17 protein-coding genes are annotated in these 20794 nt (G+C 42.2%); 10 read left to right on the top strand and 7 right to left on the bottom strand.

Features of this window, described 5'->3' with window-relative positions:
* The first annotated feature begins 36 nt into the window (after window positions 1–36).
* The 4 genes from QWZ01_RS18475 (at window position 37) to radA (ending at window position 4605) form a co-directional block, all read left to right on the top strand.
* Entirely contained in the window at window positions 37–330 is a 294-nt protein-coding gene (locus QWZ01_RS18475; protein ID WP_090470293.1) for an HU family DNA-binding protein, read from the top strand.
* Window positions 331–339: 9 nt separating this feature from the next.
* Entirely contained in the window at window positions 340–1188 is an 849-nt protein-coding gene (locus QWZ01_RS18470) for a tetratricopeptide repeat protein (protein WP_290325863.1), read from the top strand.
* A gap of 230 nt (window positions 1189–1418) precedes the next feature.
* Window positions 1419–2969, top strand: coding sequence for an Rne/Rng family ribonuclease (locus QWZ01_RS18465; protein WP_290325861.1), 1551 nt, complete (start codon window positions 1419–1421; stop codon window positions 2967–2969).
* Window positions 2970–3141: 172 nt separating this feature from the next.
* Complete coding sequence (gene radA / locus QWZ01_RS18460) at window positions 3142–4605, top strand: DNA repair protein RadA (RefSeq protein ID WP_290325859.1); 1464 nt, start codon at window positions 3142–3144, stop codon at window positions 4603–4605.
* Between the two features lie 237 nt (window positions 4606–4842).
* Here radA and QWZ01_RS18455 read toward each other — a convergent pair whose 3' ends face one another.
* Window positions 4843–6225 carry an NHL repeat-containing protein gene (locus tag QWZ01_RS18455; protein WP_290325857.1) on the bottom strand — a complete coding sequence of 461 codons (1383 nt, stop codon included), beginning with the start codon at window positions 6223–6225 and terminating at the stop codon, window positions 4843–4845.
* A gap of 252 nt (window positions 6226–6477) precedes the next feature.
* Between QWZ01_RS18455 and QWZ01_RS18450 the strand changes: the two genes are divergently transcribed.
* Entirely contained in the window at window positions 6478–6942 is a 465-nt protein-coding gene (locus QWZ01_RS18450; RefSeq protein WP_290325855.1) for a DUF4920 domain-containing protein, read from the top strand.
* A 25-nt stretch (window positions 6943–6967) separates the two neighbouring features.
* Here QWZ01_RS18450 and QWZ01_RS18445 read toward each other — a convergent pair whose 3' ends face one another.
* The 3 genes from QWZ01_RS18445 to carB all read right to left on the bottom strand — a co-directional run bounded on the left by QWZ01_RS18445 (window position 6968) and on the right by carB (window position 11313).
* The gene (locus QWZ01_RS18445) at window positions 6968–7450 is read right to left on the bottom strand and encodes a hypothetical protein (protein ID WP_290325853.1); all 483 of its coding nucleotides are present in this window, start codon (window positions 7448–7450) and stop codon (window positions 6968–6970) included.
* A 251-nt stretch (window positions 7451–7701) separates the two neighbouring features.
* Window positions 7702–8391, bottom strand: coding sequence for a hypothetical protein (locus QWZ01_RS18440; protein ID WP_290325851.1), 690 nt, complete (start codon window positions 8389–8391; stop codon window positions 7702–7704).
* A gap of 105 nt (window positions 8392–8496) precedes the next feature.
* On the bottom strand, window positions 8497–11313 hold the full coding sequence (gene carB, locus QWZ01_RS18435) for a carbamoyl-phosphate synthase large subunit (RefSeq protein ID WP_290325849.1): 2817 nt from the start codon (window positions 11311–11313) through the stop codon (window positions 8497–8499).
* Between the two features lie 407 nt (window positions 11314–11720).
* Here carB and QWZ01_RS18430 point away from each other — a divergent pair, with 407 nt between their 5' ends.
* Window positions 11721–12245 (top strand): hypothetical protein, encoded by a 525-nt coding sequence (locus QWZ01_RS18430; protein WP_290325847.1) that lies wholly within the window; start codon window positions 11721–11723, stop codon window positions 12243–12245.
* Between the two features lie 55 nt (window positions 12246–12300).
* Here QWZ01_RS18430 and panD read toward each other — a convergent pair whose 3' ends face one another.
* Both panD and panC read right to left on the bottom strand, forming a co-directional pair.
* On the bottom strand, window positions 12301–12651 hold the full coding sequence (gene panD / locus QWZ01_RS18425; protein ID WP_290325845.1) for an aspartate 1-decarboxylase: 351 nt from the start codon (window positions 12649–12651) through the stop codon (window positions 12301–12303).
* A 106-nt stretch (window positions 12652–12757) separates the two neighbouring features.
* Complete coding sequence (gene panC, locus QWZ01_RS18420) at window positions 12758–13591, bottom strand: pantoate--beta-alanine ligase (RefSeq protein ID WP_290325843.1); 834 nt, start codon at window positions 13589–13591, stop codon at window positions 12758–12760.
* A 239-nt stretch (window positions 13592–13830) separates the two neighbouring features.
* On the opposite strand from panC, the gene QWZ01_RS18415 reads away from it, so the two are divergent.
* The 3 genes from QWZ01_RS18415 to glmS all read left to right on the top strand — a co-directional run bounded on the left by QWZ01_RS18415 (window position 13831) and on the right by glmS (window position 18092).
* On the top strand, window positions 13831–14655 hold the full coding sequence (locus QWZ01_RS18415) for a glycogen/starch synthase (protein ID WP_290325841.1): 825 nt from the start codon (window positions 13831–13833) through the stop codon (window positions 14653–14655).
* A gap of 15 nt (window positions 14656–14670) precedes the next feature.
* On the top strand, window positions 14671–16065 hold the full coding sequence (locus QWZ01_RS18410) for a DUF4270 domain-containing protein (protein WP_290325839.1): 1395 nt from the start codon (window positions 14671–14673) through the stop codon (window positions 16063–16065).
* A gap of 191 nt (window positions 16066–16256) precedes the next feature.
* Window positions 16257–18092: a glutamine--fructose-6-phosphate transaminase (isomerizing) gene (gene glmS / locus QWZ01_RS18405; protein WP_290325837.1), complete on the top strand. Its 1836-nt coding sequence runs from the start codon at window positions 16257–16259 to the stop codon at window positions 18090–18092.
* 147 nt (window positions 18093–18239) lie between these two features.
* Here the strand turns inward: glmS and QWZ01_RS18400 are convergent, their stop codons facing one another.
* The gene (locus QWZ01_RS18400; protein ID WP_290325835.1) at window positions 18240–19733 is read right to left on the bottom strand and encodes a catalase; all 1494 of its coding nucleotides are present in this window, start codon (window positions 19731–19733) and stop codon (window positions 18240–18242) included.
* Between the two features lie 88 nt (window positions 19734–19821).
* On the opposite strand from QWZ01_RS18400, the gene QWZ01_RS18395 reads away from it, so the two are divergent.
* Window positions 19822–20757 carry a hydrogen peroxide-inducible genes activator gene (locus QWZ01_RS18395; RefSeq protein ID WP_290325833.1) on the top strand — a complete coding sequence of 312 codons (936 nt, stop codon included), beginning with the start codon at window positions 19822–19824 and terminating at the stop codon, window positions 20755–20757.
* Window positions 20758–20794: the final 37 nt, after the last annotated feature.

The following is a 20794-nucleotide window of genomic DNA, read 5'->3' as shown; positions in this document are numbered from 1 at the left end:
TAAGTATTTATATAATTAAATAAAAGTAAATCAGATATGACTAAGGCAGAAATTATAACTGAAATCTCATCTAAGACAGGTATCGAGAAAGTAGACGTGCAGGAAACGGTTGAGGCATTTTTCAAAGTAGTAAAAAGCTCAATGGTTGGTGGCGAGAACGTGTACGTTAGAGGATTTGGAAGTTTTGTTGTAAAGAAAAGAGCGAAAAAAACAGCCCGCAATATTTCAAAAAATACTGCCATCATTATTCCTGAACATTTTGTACCAAGCTTTAAACCAGCTAAAACTTTTGTTGAGAAAGTTAAAACCGGTAACAAAAACAGCAAATAATTTATAAGCATGAAAAACAAGCAAATAGTTGTTGGTGTAGTAGTTGTTGCTATAATAGGCTATTTGTATTTATTACCTGTTAAAGGTTTAATTAAACCTAAAGATGCAAAAGCCGATAAAGCCAATGTTATGACTGCCAGCCGCAAGGCTAATGCTACTGTAACGGTTGATATGGTATCTGCAGCAGCTAAAACCGCAATTGGGACGGCTTTAACCGCTAAGATAAATGATCTGGAAGGTCAGTTAAAAAACGCATCAGGCGCTGATGAGCTAAAGCTTCAAAAGCAATTAGCCACGCAGTGGGATGATGTTAACCAGCCTGCACCGGCAGCATTTTACTACCAGGCTTTGGCCCGCAAAGAAAATAAGCTGGAAGATTGGTTAAACGCAGGTAACAGGTTTAACGATGCTTACAAACTTACACAGGACACTTTGACGCAACCCGTATTTGTAACCAACTCGGTAGAAGCGTTTCAAAGTGCCCTTAAATTAAAACCAGAAAGCCTTGAGGGAAAAACAGGATTGGGCGTTGCTTACGTAAATGGCGGCGCCAGCCCTATGCAAGGTATAGCCTTGCTGCTTGAAGTAGTTAAAAAGGAGCCGAATAACTGGAATGCAAACCTTAATCTTGGGATGTTTGCCATGAAATCGGGCCAGTACGAAAAAGCGGTAGGCAGGTTTAAAACATTAATTGCCCAAAAGCAGGAACTGGAGCCAACTTTTTACCTGGCAGAAAGTTACAAACAACTGGGCATGAAAAAGGAAGCTATTGACGCTTACCAAAAATGTAAAGATATGATGCCCGATCCTGTATTTGGGCAACGCATTGATGAATATATCAAAGAGTTAAAAAATTAATCACACTTAAAAATTATTATTATGCCGAGCGGTAAAAAACGTAAAAGACACAAAATGGCTACCCACAAACGTAAAAAACGTTTAAGAAAAAACAGACATAAAAAGAAATAAGCTGCTTTTATTAAAAGCAGCTTACCTTGCTTTTATTAAAGGGCAAGGTAACTTTAATAGTGTTTTTTTACCCACTTATTAACATGCGGTTTTTACCGTTTTAAGAAATGGAGTAGCAGTTGATAAAAGAATTAATTATCGATTCATCCCCAAATGGGGCTACCATTGCATTATTACAGGACAAACAACTCGTAGAACTTCATAAAGAACAAGTCAGCAACAATTATACTGTTGGTGATATTTACCTCGGGCGTATAAAGAAAATTATGCCCAGTTTAAATGCTGCTTTTGTTGACGTTGGATATGAGAAGGATGCCTTTTTGCATTATCTTGATCTTGGTCCGCAGGTACAAAGCCTGCTTAAATTAACCAAACAAGTACGTAGCGGGGGATACCAATCGAAGCTTTTGGATGGCTTTAAGCTGGAAGCAGATATCAATAAGGGAGGAAAAATCTCTGAGATATTATCAAAAAACCAGCTTATTCCGGTACAAATAGCTAAGGAACCGATATCAACCAAAGGACCACGCTTAAGCTCAGATCTGTCAATTGCCGGCCGTTATGTGGTATTAGTGCCATTTTCGGAGGCTATCTCTATTTCTAAAAAAATAAAGAGCAATACAGAGCGTAATCGTTTACGGAAGGTTGTTGAAAGCATTAAGCCAAAGCATTTTGGCGTTATTATCCGTACAGTATCTGAAGGCAAAGGGGTTGAAGAATTACAAAAAGACCTGCTCGATCTGATATCTAAGTGGGAACAGTTCATTACTAAATTACCTTCTGTTGAACCATCAAAGAAGGTTTTGGGCGAAATTGGGCGTACATCAACTATCCTCAGGGATATATTGAACCCCGATTTTCAACACATTTATGTGAATGACAATAGTATGTTTGAAGAAATTCGATCATACATCCATGAAATATCGCCCGATATGGAAAGTATAGTCCGTATGCACAAGCATAAGGAGCCTATATTTGAACATTTTGGTGTTGATAAACAGATCAAGGGCGCTTTTGGTAAAACAGTGAACCTTGCCGGCGGCGCTTACCTGGTAATTGAGCATACGGAAGCACTGCACGTTATTGACGTGAACAGCGGTAACCGTACAGCTAACAAGGAGAATCAGGAAGAGAACGCTTACCAGGTAAATAAGGAGGCCGCTAAAGAAATTGCGCGCCAGTTACGCCTTCGCGATATGGGCGGCATTGTTGTTATCGATTTTATTGATATGCACAAGCCTCAGAACCGCAAAGAACTATTTGATTACCTGCGTGCAGAAATGCTTTACGATAGGGCAAAGCATACCATTTTACCTCCAAGTAAATTTGGTTTAGTGCAAATTACCCGCCAGCGGGTAAGGCCCGAAATGAATATTGTTACCAGCGAAGTGTGCCCAACCTGTAACGGTACAGGTACCATAAGGCCAACCATTTTGCTGATGGACGATATTGAAAATAACTTCAATTACATTTTGGATGAGCAAAATGAAAAAGGGATAACCCTGTGTGTTCACCCTTATATTGAGGCATTTATTAAAAAAGGTATTTATAACCGCCAGATGAAGTGGTTTGTAAAATACGGCCAGTGGATCAAGGTTAAAAGTAATCCTGCTTACCAGATCACGGAGTTTCGTTTCTTCTCATCAAAAGACGAAGAAATAAAACTGTAAAGAGATTGACTTGCAGCAATGCAGTAAAAAATGCCGGTGCTATTTAGTACCGGCATTTTTTGTTTAAAGGGTTTTACAGATAACCTATCTCTTAATTCTATTTGCTAATTTAATTAGTAAAAATTCGATTAAATCTGCATATTTGCACATCTAAAATCTGTACATCTGAAACATGGCTAAAACCAAGATCGCATATTTTTGTCAAAGCTGTGGCTTTGAGTCGGCTAAGTGGCTGGGCAAATGCCCCTCGTGCCAGCAATGGAATACTTTTGTTGAGGAGATCATCGATAAAGGTAACACCACATCGGTACCTACCTGGAAAGTCCCATCCAATACTCAACAGCGCGCTAACAAGCCGGTAGAGGTAGGTGATATTACTTTTACCGAAGAACACCGCATACAAACACCTGATAAGGAGTTTAACCGTGTTTTAGGTGGGGGTATTGTGGCTGGCTCGCTGGTACTTATTGGTGGTGAGCCGGGTATTGGTAAATCAACCCTGATGCTGCAGCTGGCCCTTAATATGCCTAACTTGAAGGTACTATATGTATCGGGTGAGGAAAGCGACCGGCAGATCAAGATGAGAGCGGAGCGGCTCAACATGGCCCCCCAACCCCCTGAAGGGGGAGCTATAAGCAGCCTTCAAAAAGAAACTCCCCCTTTAGGGAGCAGGGGGGCTTGCTTTGTGCTTTGCGAAACCTCTACCCAAAACATCTTCAAACAGATAGAGGCTTTAGAACCCGACCTGGTAGTTATCGACTCTATACAAACGCTGCATTCATCACACATAGAATCTACACCAGGTAGTGTATCACAGGTGCGTGAGTGTACTGCCGAAATGCTGCGCTTTGCCAAGGAAACATCAACCCCGGTATTCCTGATAGGTCATATAACCAAAGACGGCATGATTGCAGGCCCCAAAATACTGGAGCATATGGTTGATACCGTTTTACAGTTTGAAGGCGACAGGCATCATGTTTACCGCATTTTACGTACGGTGAAAAACAGGTTTGGCTCGGCATCTGAATTGGGTATTTACGAAATGCTGGGCGAGGGATTAAGAGAGGTATCCAACCCATCAGAAATATTATTATCACAACGTGATCAACCTTTAAGTGGCATTGCTATTTCGGCAACCCTTGAGGGTATGCGTCCCATGCTGATAGAAACACAGGCATTGGTTAGCGCGTCGCCATATGGTACTCCTCAACGTACAGCCACTGGCTTTGATACCAAACGGATGAGCATGCTGCTGGCTGTTCTGGAAAAACGGTGCGGTTTCAGGCTGGGTGCCAAGGATGTGTTTTTGAACATAACGGGAGGTATCAGGGTAGAAGACCCTGCAATTGACCTTGGCCTTGCTGCCGCTATTATATCGTCACATGAGGATATGCCCATACCCTTTAAAACCTGCTTCGCTGGTGAGATCGGACTATCGGGCGAGATCAGGGCAGTGAACAGGGTAGAGCAGCGTATTGCTGAAGCTCAGAAACTGGGCTTTAACCAGATCTTTATATCCAAATATAACCTGCCTTCGGGCGGACAGGACAAAAAACGGATGGACCTATCCCGCTATGACATCGAAATAAAAATAGTAAGCAGTATTGAAGAAGTATTCGGCTTACTGTTTGGATGATTTTTGGACAGTGAGACTTGGGGACTATTAGACTATAAGACTTTAAGATTTCTTGATAAAGAATAAGATATTAATTATCAGTATAAACAAACAAAAGGACGAAATAAAACAAAGATGATATAAAATATCCTTTGTTCTTTCGTCCTTTATCTTTTCGTCCTTGGGCTTAAAGTCTTTTGTCCTTCAGTCCTAAAGTCTCATAGTCCCCAAGCCCAATGTCTCATAGTCCAAAAAGTCTTACAGTCCCGAAGGCGGCACTACTTTACGTATGCGGTTGTTGCCATTGTCGGCTACCCAGATGTTTCCGCTGGCATCGGCAATGATACCTTGTTGCGTATTAAATAATGCATTAGCACCTTGTCCGTCGGCAAAGCCAGGGGTAGTAGCATTACCTGCTATAGAAAGTAAAACCTTGTTGCTTGTTATTTCCAGGATGCGTCCGTTTTGGTCGCTTATAAATAAGTTTCCTTTGGCATCAAAAGTGATTGCGGCAGGGTTCCCGATAAGGCCAGCCAACTTAGGGTTACCTGCAAAGGTTGTAACTACTCCGGCGGTGCTTATTTTGCGGATAGCGTTATTAAGCAGGTCGGCAACGTAAATATTGCCCTGGGCATCAATCGCAACACCATCAGGCTTGTTAAACTGTGCACTGGTAGCTGTGGCATTGTCCTGATAACCCGCGGTTGTGCTGCCTGCAACAGTGGTAACTACACCGGCCGGTGTGATCTTACGTATCAGGTTATTTCCCTGATCGGCAACTAAAATATTTCCCTGGGCATCAATAGCCAAACCTTTAGGGCTGTTAAAGGTGGCAGCAGTTCCGGTTCCGTTTGCATAGCCGGCATCGCCGCTGCCTGCAAAGGTGCTAACTACTCCTGCGGGAGTAATTTTACGGATCATGTTATTGCCTAAATCGGCTACATAAATATTACCTGATGCATCAACAACCAAGCTTTGTGGCGCGTAAAATTTAGCAGTAGCAATAGGTCCGTCCAAATATCCTATGGCGCCTGTACCTGATATGGTTGTAACTACGCCTGCCGGAGTAACCTTCCTGATAGCGCTGTTAAATGAATCGGCGATGTATAAATTGCCGGTGGCATCAATAGAAATACCCTGAGGATTGTTAAAATAAGCATTGGTTCCTGTGCCGTCAGTAAAGCCTGTTGAGCCATTACCTGCCAGTGAACTCACTGTACCTGCCGCTGATGACAGATCAGAACCGGTTGTAAATTGAACTACGTTGCCATAGCCCGTACCAGAACTGGTTGTAGCAAAAGCCCTTAAATAATAAGTGGTTTTAGGGGTTAAGCCAGTTACTTTGCTGGTAAAATATACCTGGGTAACGGTATCGGTACTTTTAGAATCAGCAGTAGTAGGGGTTTGGTTGCTGGTACTCCAGCATACCCCATAGGCAGTTACAGATTCAGTAATGGTTGATGTGATCAGCCCGCCGCTATGTGCGCTTGAGCCTGCGGCATCAATAATAACATCGGCTGTGGTTATGGTGGGCGCGGCACCGGGAGTAGTTGATGTGCCTTTGGTACATCCTGAAACAATAAAAATTACGGCCAATAGGCAAACGGCAAATGAAATTGGTTTGGTTAGGGTTTTGTTCATGTGTGTTAACAATTTATTATATGTGATATATAAGCACTTTATTAACTCTATACAGGTTTTCATATTATTTCGCTACAGGTGTTTTAACATATATTAACATATGCGCGAAAATTGCAGGAGGGTGAGTATAAAAACTGGATTTTTGGATGCCTAAACACGGTTTTTATTTTGCGAATGTCCTGAAAAAAATAACATTTAGGTTGCCGTTAACATTTTGCCTATATAATTGTTACATTTCTACAATCTACCAACATGAAATTAGGTCTATATCTGGTTGTTTTATTTGTATCAACCACAGCTTTTGCACAAAAACATACACCCTTGCCGCATGGCATGGTTTACGGTAGTAAACCAGATACAACTGCTATGATGAATGCCGATAAAGTGGAAGATTTTATGGGTAAAAAAACGCGGATAAGCACTACTATAAAAGGGAAGGTACTCCGGGTTAAAAATGAGAAGGGGGGCTGGTTTGAAATGGATGCCGGAAACGGCAGGGTGATAGCTGCTCATTTCAGGGATTATAATGTTACCCTACCGGTGGCTATGGCTGGGCATATTGTAATTATTGAAGGCGTAGCAGCCAAACAATTTATAGCCGACGATCTGCAGCATATGGCTGGGGATACCGTTAGCGGTAAAAAGCAGCATAAGATTAAAACTGATGCAAGGCGTAAAGTAAGCTTTGAGGTGAAGGGTTTATTTGTAGATAAATAATGAACCTGCAAAAACAGACTCAAGCTTATTTTAAGCGGGATAAGGAAAAACTGTAAATCAGGCGTAAACCGGCTACGGTAATTCGCCGGTGATCGTTCTCAAAAAGATCGGCATGGAAGTTCAGGTCAACAACATGCCTGGAAGTAGCCAATAGAATAAAACCGATACCGGCAGTTCCACCCAGCCCGGCAGAAGCACCATCATCGCCCCCGATATGCCCGAAAGTTCCGAGCGCACCATAAACCTCATCGCTAAAGTAATACCGGCCTCCAATGCCTAAATGAACCACATAGGGTATTTCGGCACCGAGTGAAGGAGTTATGCTGATCGCGTTTGTAAGTTTAACCTCTCCCTGTAAGATAGCGCCGAAGCCCGCGCCTTCTCTTGAAGTATTGAGGCCCACACCAAGTCCGATAGCGTTTTTAGCTTGTGCATGTACAAAGTTGGCGCTGCAAATAATACAGGCCATGATAAGGATGATCTTAGAAATTTTTTGCAGGATATTCATAGGTGCGGCAATTTAATAATTATGCCTGATAATGAAGTGATATACTTATAGTGAACGGAGCGAAGGTGAGGCTCGCGCTTGCGCCAAGAAGAAAAACCTGTCATTGCGAGGAGAACGAAGAAGCAACCGCGAGTTATGAAAGTCTTCTCTGAACAGTTTGCGATTGCCTGGCTGCGCTCGCAATGACACAACTTTACAAAAAAAGGCCATCCGTTAAACAGATGGCCTTTAAAATATGATCATTAAAACGCTTAAAACTTAGCGTCGCGGGTTAATACGGATGGCTCCAGGTACAGGGAGGATGAAAACAGCTCTTTTATTTTTTGAGAAATTTCGGCCCTGTTAATGGTGGCGGCATCGCGCCTGCATTTAATGTAGTGTTCTCTTGCTACCTTTTCGGCTAAATCGCCAAGAGTTTTTACTTTGAGCTCCTTGCCAAACTTGCCGGCAAGCAGTAATCCTGCAAATGCTATGATCAGGCCTATAAAAGCCATTACCGGCTGATAAAAGAAACCCGCCACTGAGGCCAGTAATACAAATGCAAATGTGGCCACTACGCCTTGCTTAGGCTGTAACAGATTTATTTTAAAACCCATTTCCTTTTCAATTTCGGCAATAACCTGCAAGCGGGTATCTCTCGGAAAAATATCTGCTAATTTGGTTTGGGGCTTTATTAACTCCTTAGGCGGCGAAATGGTGGAATTAATGGCATTACGTATTTTGTAGAAAGCCTGCTGGGTAGTACAGCTATCGTTATTGGTTTGTTTTACTTTTTCAACAACAATGTCACAGAGCTTACCAAAGGTTTTAACATCTTTAGGGGATGTATCATCTAAGCGGATATTAAAGGATCTTTCAATTTTTACAAGAACATCACCTATATCTTCAGGATCAACATTATTAAGGTTGAATACCTGTGTATTACTCGAATTAACTTTCAATCTATAGTAACCTTAGTTCAACAATAATTTACCTGCAGCTGGGGGGCTGCAGGTAAATGCTATTCAGTAATTAAACTGCGGGAGCAATTTAATGTTTTGATTAATTTATTTGCTTAAGTACATTGATTTCTCTTTATACAGGTGCCTGAAGTACGCGTCTTGCAGGTTAGGTATAAAGCGGATAGCCTCCCCGGTCGATTTCATTTCTGGGCCAAGCTCCTTATTCACTTCAGGGAATTTATCAAAGGAGAATACAGGTTCTTTGATAGCATAACCCCATAGTTTGCGCTCAATGGTAAAGTCTTTCAGCTTGTTGGCTTCCAGCATTACTTTGGTAGCAATATTGATGTATGGTACATCATAAGCTTTGGCTATAAATGGTACGGTACGTGAGGCACGTGGGTTGGCCTCAATTACATATACTTTTTCGTCTTTAACAGCAAACTGAATGTTCAGTAAGCCGCGCACGTTTAAGGCTTTGGCAATTTTCACGGTATACTCTTCCATCTGGCTGATCACGCTGTCTGAGAAATCAAATGGGGGTAATACCGAATATGAGTCGCCCGAGTGGATACCTGCAGGCTCAATATGCTCCATCATACCAATGATATGCACATCGTCGCCATCGCTGATCGAGTCAGTTTCGGCTTCTGCAGCACGGTCAAGGAAGTGATCTATCAGTACACGGTTTCCTGGCAGGTTGCGCAGTAAGCTAACAACGGCTTTTTCCAGGTCTTCATCGTTGATAACAATGCTCATGCCCTGGCCGCCTAAGACGTAACTTGGGCGAACCAATACCGGGTAACCTACCTGGTGAGCAACTTCCAGCGCTTCTTCTGCGCTTTCGGCCACACCGTATTTAGGGTATGGAATGTTCAGTTCTTTTAACAGGTCTGAGAAACGGCCGCGGTCTTCGGCAATGTCCATGTTATCAAACGAGGTACCGATAATTTTGATACCGTGCTCGTGCATCTTTTCAGCCATTTTCAGAGCGGTTTGTCCACCAAGCTGAACTATTACACCGTAAGGTTTTTCAAGCTCAATGATCTCGCGAACATGCTCCCAGTATACCGGCTCAAAATACAGCTTATCAGCCATATTAAAGTCGGTTGATACCGTTTCAGGGTTACAGTTAACCATGATGGCCTCATAACCTGCTTCTTTAGCAGCCAATAAACCATGTACGCAGCTGTAATCAAACTCAATACCCTGGCCAATGCGGTTAGGGCCCGAACCTAATACGATAATTTTCTTTTTGTCTGACGATATCGATTCGTTCTCGCCTTCGTAAGTTGAGTAATAATATGGTGTTTTTGCAGGGAACTCAGCCGCGCAGGTATCAACCATTTTATAAACCCTGTTAATGCCCAGTGCTTTGCGGCGCTGGTAAACATCCTCTTCGGTTACGTTGCCCAGTATGTAAGCTATCTGGGTATCTGAGAAACCTTTTTGTTTCAGGTTATAGAAGAAATCTTCAGGAATGTTGGTTAGTGAATAACGGCGAAGCTCGTTTTCCATGTTAACCACATCCATGATCTGGTTCAGGAACCAGCGGTCAATTTTAGTTACTTTACGAACCGACTCAATTGGTACACCTAAACTAAGTGCATCGTATACGTGGAACAACCTGTCCCAGCTTGGATGCTCCAGGCTGTGCATGATTTCATCAAGGTTGCGGCTTTGACGGCCGTCGGCACCTAAACCGGCACGGCCGATCTCTAAGCTCTGACAGGCTTTTTGCAACGCTTCAATAAAGCTGCGGCCAATGCCCATCACTTCGCCTACAGATTTCATTTGAAGGCCCAGTTCTTTGTTGGCTCCTTTAAATTTATCAAAGTTCCAGCGAGGTATTTTAACAATCACATAATCCAGCGTTGGCTCAAAGTAAGCCGAAGTGGTTTTGGTGATCTGATTTTCAATTTCGTCAAGGTTATAACCTATAGCCAGCTTGGCAGCAATTTTAGCGATAGGGTAACCGGTTGCTTTTGATGCCAGGGCTGATGAGCGAGATACACGCGGGTTAATTTCAATGGCGATGATGCTTTCATCGGCAGGGTTAACCGAGAACTGTACGTTACAACCGCCGGCAAAGTTACCGATGGCGCGCATCATGCGGATGGCTTGGTTACGCATGCTTTGGTAGCAGCGGTCGCTCAGGGTCATGGCCGGGGCCACGGTGATCGAGTCGCCGGTATGGATACCCATTGGGTCAAAGTTTTCGATAGAGCAGATGATAATTACGTTATCGTTATTATCACGCAGTAGCTCCAGCTCATATTCTTTCCAGCCTATAACTGCCTGCTCAACCAAAACCTCGTGGGATGGTGATGCTTGCAAACCGCGACTTAAAGCGGCGTCAAAGTCTTCTTTTTTATGTACAAACCCTGCACCTTTACCACCCAGGGTATAGCTTGGGCGTATAACCAGCGGAAAGCCAATTTCCTGCGCGGCTTCTTTTCCTTCCAGGAATGAGTTGGCTATTTTTGAGGTAGCAACGCCCACGCCTATATCAACCATTAACTGGCGGAAAGCTTCGCGGTTTTCGGTTTTTTCGATGGCATCTAAATCAACACCAACAATTTTAACTCCGTATTTTTCCCAAATACCACGCTCAGCTACGGCAATGCAAAGGTTAAGCGCTGTTTGGCCGCCCATGGTAGGCAGTACGGCATCAATTTGTTGTTCCTGTAATATTTTCTCAATACTTTCAGGTTCAAGGGGCAATAGGTACACATGATCGGCAATAACTTTATCCGTCATGATGGTGGCGGGGTTACTGTTGATGATGGAAACGCTGATACCTTCTTCTTTAAGGGAAAGGGCGGCTTGTGAGCCGGCATAATCAAATTCGCAAGCCTGGCCAATAATGATGGGGCCTGAGCCAATTATGAGAACGGATTTGATGGAATTATCTTTGGGCATAGGGCTTTTTTTAAGTCAAAAGTTCTAAGTCAAAAGTTAAAGGTTTTTCGGGGCCTCTAAACGATTTTTCCTATGCACTGAAGGCGAGAAATCCCGACCTCAGTGTCGGGGTGCAAAGATAGAGTTTTGTTAAACTTTTTACTCTATTTTTTTAGAAAATTTTACAAAAGCTTTATTCGTCGATATTTTGATGTTTTATAGAGTTTAAAATAATATTAAGATTATAAAAAATATGTATTTTTAAGTGATATAAAACTAACCAATTGATACAAACCGGGCCTTGTGTTTTAAACTCTTTTATTAACAATCGGCATTATAAAATTTATAACTGACCTTTATTACGTAATTTACACTGCAAAGCCGTTTGGCTCTTACATGTAGTGCAAAGGATAAATATCTGAATTAGAATGATAAAGAAACCTACATTCATTTTACTTGCCTCCGTTTTGTTTTTCGGAAGCTGCGCCATGATGCAAACCATAGTAAAATCAACTTTTCCGTACACTGCTAACCTGAGCATTCCGGCATCGGCCAAAGTAGGGGAACCTAATACGGCCATCAGCACGGCCAATAGTTTTGATCAGGATTTTACTAAAGACGGCAACAACGCGGGCAAGATCAGGGAAGTGCGTATTATATCGGCCCGGCTGCAGTCAAAAGATCCATCCAATTACAATATCGGTAATATTGTTTCTTTAAGGGTATACATGGCCAAAGCAGACGGCAGCGACGAGGTGCTGGTGGCCGTGCGTAAAGATGTTACCGCCAACGTAGGCAACAGCATGGTGCTTGATATTGATAACTCGCACTTTTTAGATGAGCTGGTGCGCGAACACAGTGTACGCATCAGGATGGTTTACCTGTTGCGTAAAGCTTATGATACCGATGTAAGCCTGAAGGTATCGCTGGGTATAGGAGCCGACCCTCGTTAATATTCTCTAAATGAAAAGCTTATAGGTAATAATTGCGATGGTTTAGCACCGCAATTTACTTTAATAATTTATTATCACCATCAGGGAAAATTAATATGGGCTCGTAAGCACGGGCTTCCTGGGCTTCCATATAAGCGTATGACATGATGATCACGATATCGCCTACCTGCGCCAGGCGGGCCGTTGCCCCGTTGAGGCATACTGTACCACTTCCGCGCTCACCTTTTATTACATAGGTTTCAAAACGGGCGCCATTGTTATTATTTACAATTTGAACCTTTTCATTGGGGATGATGTTTGCCGCCTCAATCAGGTCTTCATCAATTGTAATACTGCCCACGTAATTCAGCTCGGCCTGTGTTACCTTGGCACGGTGAATTTTGGACTTTAATACTTCAATAATCATGGTGCAAAGTTATAAATAAATTTAGTCGATAGTCCATAGTTCATAGTCCACGGATTGTAAAATGATTTTAGTCTGTAGTTCAGTTGTTTAGTCCATGAACTATCAGCTACCAATCAAATAACATATTATCTATAAGTCTTGTTTTGCCAACACGGGCAGCAACAAGCGCAACAATGTTTTTGGTTTCGGAGGTTGCGGTATGCAGGGTTTGGCCATCAGCAATTTCAAGGTATTCAAGTTCAACCCCTGGCTGGCTGCTGATCATTTGCTGGGCCTGCTGTTGTATGGCTGGTATATTATTGCTGTCAAAATTATTTTTGGCCCAGTTTAATGCTTTGGAGAGGATAAGGGCGTTTTCGCGATCAAACGGCGTTAGGTGGATATTGCGCGAGCTCATGGCCAGGCCGTCGTTTTCACGCTCTATAGGGCACATTACCAGCTTAACAGGCATGTTTAACAATTCAATCATTTTATTAACCACCAAAACCTGCTGGTAATCTTTCTGGCCAAAAAAGGCAAAATCGGGCTTAACTATGTTGAATAACTTATAAACTACCTGGGTAACGCCCTGATAATGTCCAGGCCTGAATTTACCCTCCAGCAAATGTTCCAGATCACCCAGGTTTAAATGCCATTTTTCATTATCATCATACATCTCATTAACCGGCGGATTAAACAAAACATCGCAGCCTGCCTGCTCCAGCATGGCAATATCGGCGGCTATCGGGCGGGGGTATTTTTCAAGATCTTTTGGATCGGTAAATTGGGTGGGGTTAACAAAAATACTGCATGTAACCTCATCGGTACTTTGCTGCGCCTGCTTAATTAATGATATATGTCCTTGGTGCAGAGCGCCCATGGTGGCCACAAAGCCGGTAATCTTTTGGCCCTTGTTGGCAAAGTAGTTTTCGGTTTCTTTTTTGGTGGTAAATATTTTCATTGCAAAGGTTTGCGTTGTATATTTATAAAGTTAACAGAAGCCTTAAAATTGATTTTTTTGCGGCATGCTGCCCTTTATTTTTTTACTGCAATTACAGTAAAAAAATTTGGTAAAGGTGGACATTTGCGCAAAAAATACCAAAAGTTACTTGCACAATTCGTTGACAGTTCATATAATAATGCTTATATTTGCAGACTCAAATTTTTTGACTTCTTTAAATATTTAATACTGATTAAGTGATGGGTAAATCTAAGCTTCTGTTTATAACTCATGAAATGTCTCCCTTTCTCGAACTCACAAAAATTGCTGAAATAACACGCCAACTTCCGCAGGCCATGCAGGAGAAAGGTTACGAGATCCGTATCCTTATGCCGCGTTTTGGTAATATCAATGAGCGCAGGAACAGACTTCATGAAGTGATCCGTTTATCGGGTATGAACATCATCATCAATGATAATGACAACCCGCTGATCATTAAAGTAGCATCTATCCCGGCGGCGCGTATGCAGGTGTATTTTTTAGATAATGAAGAATATTTTCAACGTAAACACGTGTTTGGTGATAAGGATGGTAAGTTTTACGCCGATAACGACGAACGAATGATCTTCTTTTGCAAAGGTGCATTAGAAACTGTTAAAAAATTAGGATGGGCTCCAGATATTATTCACTGCCATGGTTGGCTAAGTGCATTAGTGCCTGCTTATTTGAAAACTACTTATAAGGACGACCCAACTTTTAAAAATTCAAAAATCATTTACTCTATTTATGAGAATGATTTTAAAGAGAAATTAAACGCCGACTTTGTGAATAAAGCCATCATGAGCAACATGACCGAGCAACATGTTGAGGCTTACAAAGAAGGTACAAATTCTGCTTTATACACTGGTGCAATTCAGTACACTGACGGAATTGTTTTAGGCAGCGAAAATATAGATGCAGATGTGTTAAATAATGTTAAAAACAGCAATAAATCAGTTTTAGAATTTGATTCTACCGCTGATTTCGAAAATTATTACAATTTTTACGACGAAATTACCAACGACGAATTGGTGGATGTTGCTTAATCTTTAATATTATATATGAAATTTTTAAGATTAGACTTATTGACGCTGTTAATAAGTCTTTTTATTTTTAATAGTTGTAAACGCCAGGATGGGATAGGTTTAGGGGTTACTCCTGAAAATCAGATCAATGGTAGTCTTATTGTTGACTCAAACGTAATAGTTAATACAGTTGCGGAAGATTCTGTGTTAACTTCAGTTCTGCCAAAAACACCTCTTGGTAACTTTGTTGATCCCGATTTCGGAACAACGGTTTCTAATGTGGTGCTCGGCGTTACACTTCCAAACGGTGCAGCGTACACCGTACCTGCCGGTACATTAACTATTGACTCGGCAGTGTTGGTACTGCGCTATGCCAATGGCTTTTATGGCGACTCGGTGGCTACACGTTTTACAGCTAATGTATACCAGCTGAATGAAATAGCATACCCTCAAACTTATTACAGCAATAAGCAGTGGCAGTATAATTCAGGTAATGTATTGGGCTCAAAAACGTTTATAGCCCGTACGCATGATAGTGTAACTATTGCCAGTATCCGTGACGCAAAGGTTGATACCATACAAAAGGTAGGCCCTCAGGTACGTATCCCTTTCAGCAAAAAGTTTATTTATGATAACCTGTTTAACGCAAACGGAAGCCAGCTGGCTTCTCCAACTCTTTTTGAGAATGCGGTAAAAGGTTTGTATGTTACTTTAGATAAGGGAGCCTCCAGCAATGTGGGTGGCGTTATACAACTTGCGCTTGATTCATCACATATAGATGTGTTTTATAAAACGGTTAACGGTACAACAATTGATACGGCAAGCACAATTCTGCCTTTTTCAACCCATAACGCCCAGATCACCCATATCTATAGTACAACTATTCAGGCTGCATTAAATGCCAAATCAAACTCGCAAAATACATTTTACTTACAGGGGCTTGCCGGGTTGAGGGCAAAGGTTAGTTTTCCGGGTTTAACTCAGCTTAATCCTGATTCTATTGTATTGAACCGCGCCGAGCTGGTGATTACGCCGATGCCGGGTTCTGGTATACCTTATGCTCCATTGCCTAAGTTAACTATGTATCAGTTGGATATTGCTCATCGCCGCACCTATATTCAAGATGCTTCAACAGGTGATATACGTGCCCAAATAGCGCAATTTGGAGGAGGTTATGATAAAACTCATAAACAATACAGATTCTTGGTTACCTCTTACGTTCAGGATTTGATCCGTAAGAAAACTATCGACTATGGAACTTACATTGCACCAATTGATACTACTGAAGTTACTTCAGGAAGCAGTGGTATTGTAACAACTAATATTGGGCCAAGTGCACAGGTTGCCGCCCGTACCATAGCGGTTGGCAGCGATAAAAATTCACCTTATAAAATTAAGCTGAACATTATTTACACCAGGATACGCAAGTAAAAGAATACTATTTTTAATGAAAAGAATCCCCGCTAAGGGGATTTTTTATTTAAGCCAATTGTACTTTTTAAAATTTATTTTTAAGTACCGGAAAACTCTACGATTAAGTTGAAAAAATCAAAATAATTAGGGCTCATTTGTGTTATATAGCTGATTATTTTTATTCAATTTGCATTTTATTAGAATTTATTATGTGTGGAATTGTAGGTTATATAGGTTATAGAGACGCTTATCCGATAGTTATTAAAGGGCTTCACCGGTTAGAGTACCGGGGGTATGACAGTGCCGGTATTGCCTTGCTTGATCAGGAGCTCAAGGTGTATAAAAAGGCAGGTAAAGTTGATGACCTGGAGCAGTTTGTAAAGGGCATCGACCTAAAAGGATCAATAGGCATGGGCCATACCCGCTGGGCAACCCATGGTGAGCCGAGCGACAGAAATTCGCACCCGCACTCATCGGGAGATCGTAAGCTAACCATCATCCATAATGGCATTATTGAAAACTATGGCATTATTAAAGAAACCTTGCTGGCCAAAGGGCATGTTTTTAAAAGCGATACAGATACCGAAGTATTAATTCATTTAATTGAGGATATACAACAACAGGCAGGCCTTGATCTGCGCGATGCTGTGCGTGTGGCTTTAAACAAGGTTATTGGTGCTTATGCTATAGTGATCATGAGTGCTGATGAACCCGACCAGTTAATTGCTGCCCGTAAAGGCAGCCCGATGGTTATTGGTGTAGGCAAGGGTGAATATTTTATAGCATCTGACGCTACGCCTATTGTTGAATACACCAAAAATGTGATCTATTTAAATGATAATGAAATAGCATACATCAAACGGGATAACCTGCTGATCAAAAATATCGATAACTCGGTTCAAACCCCGTACGTGCAGGAGCTTGACCTGAAGCTTGAAATGCTTGAAAAGGGCGGCTACGATCACTTTATGTTAAAAGAGATATATGAGCAACCCCGTTCTATTCGTGATTGCCTGCGCGGCCGTATTTACCCTCAACAGGGCAAGGTACAGCTGGGGGGTATTAAAGAATATGCAGAGAAGCTGAAAAATGTTGATCGTATCATTATTGTTGCCTGCGGTACATCATGGCATGCGGGTTTGGTAGGAGAGTATCTGATTGAAGAATATGCCCGTGTACCGGTTGAGGTGGAGTATGCCTCTGAGTTCAGATATCGTAACCCCATCATTACGGAGAAAGATCTGGTAATAGCCATATCGCAATCGGGCGAAACGGCGGATACGATGGCGGCCATTGAATTGGCTAAAGAAAAGGGTGCTACCATTTTTGGCGTTTGTAATGTGGTGGGTGCATCTATTCCACGCGCTACTCATGCCGGAGTTTACACCCACGCGGGCCCAGAAATTGGGGTGGCATCAACAAAGGCCTTTACCGCACAGGTTAGCGTGCTTACACTTATAGCTTTTTATATAGCACAGCAGCGCGGCACCATAACCCAAAGTAAACTCATTGAGTATTTAACAGAACTAAATGAAGTACCTCATCTGGTAGAGCAGGCACTGAAATCAAATGAGCGGATACAGGAAATTGCCGCAAGATTTAAAGATTCAACCAACTGTTTGTTCCTGGGTAGGGGAAGCTCGTTCCCAGTGGCTTTGGAAGGTGCTTTAAAACTTAAGGAGATCTCCTACATCCACGCCGAAGGTTATCCGGCAGCCGAGATGAAGCACGGCCCGATAGCTTTAATTGACGATGAAATGCCGGTTGTATTTATAGCTACACAGCATTCATCATACGAAAAGGTGATCAGCAACATACAGGAAGTAAAAGCCCGCAAGGGCCATGTGATAGCCATTGTTACCGAAGGCGACACCGAGGTACGTAACATGGCCGATTATGTGATCGAGATACCTCAAACTCATGAAGCTTTTGTGCCGCTTGTGGCTACCATACCATTGCAGCTATTGGCTTACCATATAGCTGTAATGCGTGGCTGTAACGTTGATCAGCCGCGTAACCTGGCCAAATCGGTTACAGTCGAGTAAGTGGGTTGTACGTGATACGTTTTACTTAGTACGTTATTGAGTCAATAAAACTCACAATAAACAAAACGCCCCGATGATTAATTCTTCGGGGCGTTTATATTTTTATAACGTACTAAGTAAAACGTATCAGGTACAACCCACTTACACTTAAGCCGGCATTTGTTTCATGGTTTCGTTCAGATCAAGTTGCAGGCCTTTGGCAATGGCCATACCCAAGCTGATATCGGCACGGAACCAGTGGCACAGCTGGCGGTTAATTATCTGGTCTTTTTTAGGGCCTTCTATACCACTCATGGAATTTACAATATTGCTGATGAGGTCATGTTTTTGCTGCTCATCCATCAGGCGATATAAATTGCCCGGCTGGGTGTAGTGATCATTTTCACCTTCGGCGTTACGGTCATACCAATCAGCAACACCGTGGCCAAAATCCCAGGCTGGTTCCTTGTAGCTTTGGTCAGGTTCAATATTATCAAAACTGTTAGGGAAATAGTTAGGGCCCGAGCCATGATTTCCGTCAACACGCATCTGGCCGTCGCGCTGGTAGTTGCTCACCAGGTACGGACATTTGTTTACCGGTATCTGCTCATAGTTGCCGCCTAAACGGTAACGTTGCGCATCGGGATAGGAAAGTATACGGCCCTGCAGCATTTTATCGGGCGAGTAACCTACGCCATCAATTACATGCGCCGGTGCAAAGGCAGCCTGTTCAACGTGGGCAAAATAATTATCAGGGTTTTCGTTAAGCTCCAGTACGCCTACATCAATCAGCGGATAATCGGCATGAGGCCAAACCTTGGTCAGGTCGAACGGATTAATGTGGTATGTTTTGGCATCAGCTTCGGGCATTACCTGAATTTTCATATCCCATTTAGGGAAATTGCCATTATCAATGGCAGTTAACAGATCATGCTGTGCAAAATCAGGAGCTTTTCCGCGCATTTCGCCGGCTTCGGCATCTGTAAAGTTTTTGATGCCCTGTTGGCTTTTAAAATGGAACTTAACCCAGAACCTTTCATTTTTAGCGTTGATAAATGAGAAAGTATGGCTTCCGAAACCATCCATATGGCGGTAGCCGTAGGGTGTGCCCCTGTCGCTCATTAAAATTGTTACCTGGTGCAGGCTTTCAGGGTTCAGCGACCAAAAATCCCATACCATAGTAGCGCTTTTAGTATTGGTATAAGGGTCGCGTTTTTGAGTGTGAATAAAATCGCTGAATTTTTTAGGATCCTTAATAAAGAAAACCGGCGTATTGTTACCAACCAAATCCCAGTTACCATCCTCCGTATAAAATTTAATGGCGAAGCCGCGTGGGTCGCGCTCGGTATCAGCCGATCCTTTTTCGCCACCCACGGTTGAAAAGCGAAGAAAAAGTTTGGTTTCCTTACCTATGGTATTAAATATTTTGGCGCGGGTATATTTTGATATGTCATGAGTAATGGTCAGCTTGCCATAAGCACCCGAACCTTTAGCATGTACAACACGCTCGGGTATGCGCTCTCGGTTAAAATGAGCCATCTTTTCGTGCAGGATAAAGTCTTGTAGAAGTATCGGTCCTCTTGGGCCCGCTGTTAAGGAGTTTTCATGCTCAACATAAGGTATGCCCGAGGCTGTGGTTAATTTTTTTTTGTTGGTTTCCATGAGTAATTTGGTTTTCTGTTTCAAAAGTCATTATAAAAATTTAATAGAAAAAATCAATAATTGTTATATTTGAATAGAATTTATCTATATGACAATTACGCAACTTGAATATATTGTAGCTGTTGATACCTACCGTAGTTTTGTATTAGCAGCCGAAAAATGCTTCGTAACACAGCCCACACTAAGCATGCAGGTACAAAAGCTGGAAGATACCCTCGGCGTTAAAATATTTGACCGCAGCAAACAACCCGTAACCCCAACAGAAATAGGCGTTGAGATCATTAGCCAGGCCCGGGTGATGCTATCAGAAAGTGAAAAGATAAAAGAAATTATCACCGATCGCCAAAAAGAACTTTCGGGTGAATTGCGTGTGGGCATTATACCCACCGTATCGCCTTACATTCTGCCTAAAATAATACATGGCTTTATTCAAAAATATCCGCAGGTAAAACTCATTGTTTGGGAGCAAACAACCGAGGAGATCATACAGCAATTAAAGCTGGGCATGATTGACTGTGGTATCATGTCGACTCCGCTGCATGAAAGCACGCTGACCGAGATTCCGGTTTTTTATGAGAATTTTGTGGCTTACGTATCCAAAAACAGCAAACTCTCTAAAAAGAAAAATATTAACCCCGAGGATATTGATATGGAAGAGATCTGGGTGCTTAACGAGGGGCATTGTATGCGCGAGCAGGTTTTAAACATTTGCCAGCGCCGTAAATCAACCAAAGGATTTATGCATTTTGAATACAATACCGGTAGTGTAGAAACCCTGAAACGTATGGTTGATCAAAATAATGGCGCCACTATACTACCCGAACTGGCCCTGGCCGAGTTGAGCGATAAACAGCTTGATAAGGTGCGTTACTTTAAATCGCCCGAACCTGCGCGTGAGGTAAGTATTGTAATACAGCGTAACTTTTTAAAGAGACGTATGATTGAGGCCCTTAAAAACGAGATACTTGAATTTGTACCTAAGCGAATGAAGAGTAAAAAGAAGAAAGAGGTGATGGATATTTAAGTGGCTAAGTGTTATAAATACACTAAAATCACAACTA

This window comes from Mucilaginibacter aquaedulcis, assembly GCF_030409325.1.
Taxonomy (GTDB): domain Bacteria; phylum Bacteroidota; class Bacteroidia; order Sphingobacteriales; family Sphingobacteriaceae; genus Mucilaginibacter; species Mucilaginibacter aquaedulcis.
This window is presented reverse-complemented; position numbering and strand designations above follow the sequence as displayed.